2 protein-coding genes are annotated in these 2,121 nt (G+C 48.9%); one reads left to right on the forward strand and one right to left on the reverse strand.

Annotated elements, in window-relative coordinates; translation table 11 throughout:
* The first annotated feature begins 171 nt into the window (after nt 1-171).
* Nucleotides 172-1,647: a sensor domain-containing diguanylate cyclase gene (locus BZG79_RS14575; RefSeq protein ID WP_077774764.1), complete on the forward strand. Its 1,476-nt coding sequence runs from the start codon at nt 172-174 to the stop codon at nt 1,645-1,647.
* 166 nt (nt 1,648-1,813) lie between these two features.
* On the opposite strand, the gene BZG79_RS14580 is transcribed toward BZG79_RS14575, so the two are convergent.
* Entirely contained in the window at nt 1,814-2,077 is a 264-nt protein-coding gene (locus tag BZG79_RS14580) for a Txe/YoeB family addiction module toxin (RefSeq protein WP_077774765.1), read from the reverse strand.
* Nucleotides 2,078-2,121 lie beyond the last annotated feature (44 nt).

The following is a 2,121-nucleotide window of genomic DNA, read 5'->3' on the forward strand; positions in this document are numbered from 1 at the left end:
GATAGAAGGATTGATGCGCAAGACGCAATCAATGGCGAATCAATACACCTCACCCATATATGCAAACATGACTCACAATACTGGACACAGGATGTTTGTCATATTAACGATACATACACGCGCCTGCTACGCTCAGCAAAGAGGGGCATTTTTAGATAAGGGACTATCGGCATGACCATTCTGACTGGGCTCCAACCTGAGCTCGATAGACATCAGCTCTCTGAGTTAAACGTCGATCTGCTATCGGCTGTGCTACGCGGTGCCAACATGCTGGTCAGTGGTGATGACAGACTTACTAACATTAATCACTTACTCGCTGAAATTGGGACCGTCACGCAAGTCAGTCGTGTGTGGGTGTTTCAAGTATTAGCGATCAGCGATACCGATATTTTGCAGGATTATGTCTTCGAATGGGCAAACGAGAAAAAGTACGCGCAAATTCGCCTCCCCCATTTTAATCATTTCAGATCTAGCCTGGCTCACCCCGAATACCGTGAGTTGATAGAAAGCCGACAGCGGGGCGAATACCAAGCGGTCATTACTGATCAGTTACCCTCGTCTTGGCTCAAACGCTACTTAACACAACAGCGCATTTTATCGATGTTAACCATCCCCATCATTGTCGATAATAAATGGTGGGGAACGCTGGGGTTTGATGATTGCGAGCGAGAACAACACTGGTCAGAAAGCGATGTGACCTTGCTGCGCGCGACGGGACATCTGATCGCTAGCACTGTGCTAAAAAACGAGCTGTTTTCTAAACAACGCCAAATCGACATCATTAAAGACAACACCCACTGCAGCACTTGGCAAGTGGATGTACAACGCGGTATCTGCTGGTGCTCGTCAGAGGTCATCGGTGACAGTACCGCCAGCAGCATTCGTGACTCCCGTACCTACACTAGCCGGCATTGGCTGCGCCGCATTCATCCTGGGTATCGTCGAGAGTTCTTTTCACGTGTACGCCACTTTTTATCGCCCGCTGGCAACGAGCTAAAAATGGACTTGCAGGTTCAACGCGATAATGGCGAATATACATGGGTAGAAATCACCACCAATAACGATCCCAAAAATAAGCCTCAAGGTGTGGTCGCCGGTGTGATGTGGGATATCAGTCAGCGTAAGGCGGAAGAACAAGCGTTAATGCGCCAAGCCACAACGGATTCGCTGACACAGCTATATAATCGCCGTCAATTTGCTAGCGACCTTGCCCGTTTTAGCGACAAAGCCCGGTACCGACTTCAACCCTTATCCCTATTCATTATCGATATCGACCATTTTAAACGCATCAACGATAACTACGGTCATATCGTTGGCGATCAAGTCCTCGAAGCCTTCGCGTCTTTGCTCCAAGCGCATCTTCCTCTGCACAGCAACATTTATCGTATTGGCGGAGAAGAATTTGCATGTCTGTTGGCAAATACCGACCAAAAAGCGGCGCAACACTATGCTGCTCAGCTCTGCGAGGCCGTTTATGACCAACGCTCGATCCTCGGCTACTCCCCGGCCATCCGCGTGTCCGTGTCAATTGGCTGTGCAGAGCTCGACGCGGCTCTGCTCGATGCTAAGCACCTCTACCAGCATGCCGATGATGCTTTATATAACGCCAAACTCTCTGGGCGCAACCGGGTCGTCAGTTACGCTTAACCTTGTAGGACATTCTCGGTCAGTACATTTATCTTGCCCACCGCCGTTATTCAGTGAAAACGGTGATTTTATCTGGAGGCATTATAATGCGTGGTTTTTATTGAGAGTGGTGAGCATGACGCCTCGTACCTTTATTGTGCCATTGTGCACCGCAGGCGCTAGGTGACTAATAGTGATATCGGCAAGATAGGATCGTAATAGACGTATCATCCACGGCGTAAACCAGCCGATTGGTATCATCAATACGCCGCGACCAAAAGCCGGTCAGGTTTTCTTTTAGTGCTTCGGGCTTACCTATTCCCTCGAATGGCGTTCGTTTTACATCGAGGATAAGCTTGTCGATTCGCTTGAGTGTTTTTCTATCCTGACTTTGCCAGTATACGTAGTCACGCCACGCATCATGCGTCCAGCAAAGTAAGCGACTATTCATCGTTATCGACTAACGTGTGCTCCATCGCTTTACCCATCTTGTAC

Source organism: Salinivibrio sp. MA427 (genome assembly GCF_001996115.1).
GTDB lineage: Bacteria > Pseudomonadota > Gammaproteobacteria > Enterobacterales > Vibrionaceae > Salinivibrio > Salinivibrio costicola.

What these genes read in the sequence shown, in the direction of transcription:
- BZG79_RS14575 (WP_077774764.1), top strand. Translation starts at nt 172, where the DNA reads ATGACCATTCTGACTGGGCTCCAACCTGAGCTCGATAGACATCAGCTC.
- BZG79_RS14580 (WP_077774765.1), bottom strand. Translation starts at nt 2,077, where the DNA reads ATGAATAGTCGCTTACTTTGCTGGACGCATGATGCGTGGCGTGACTAC.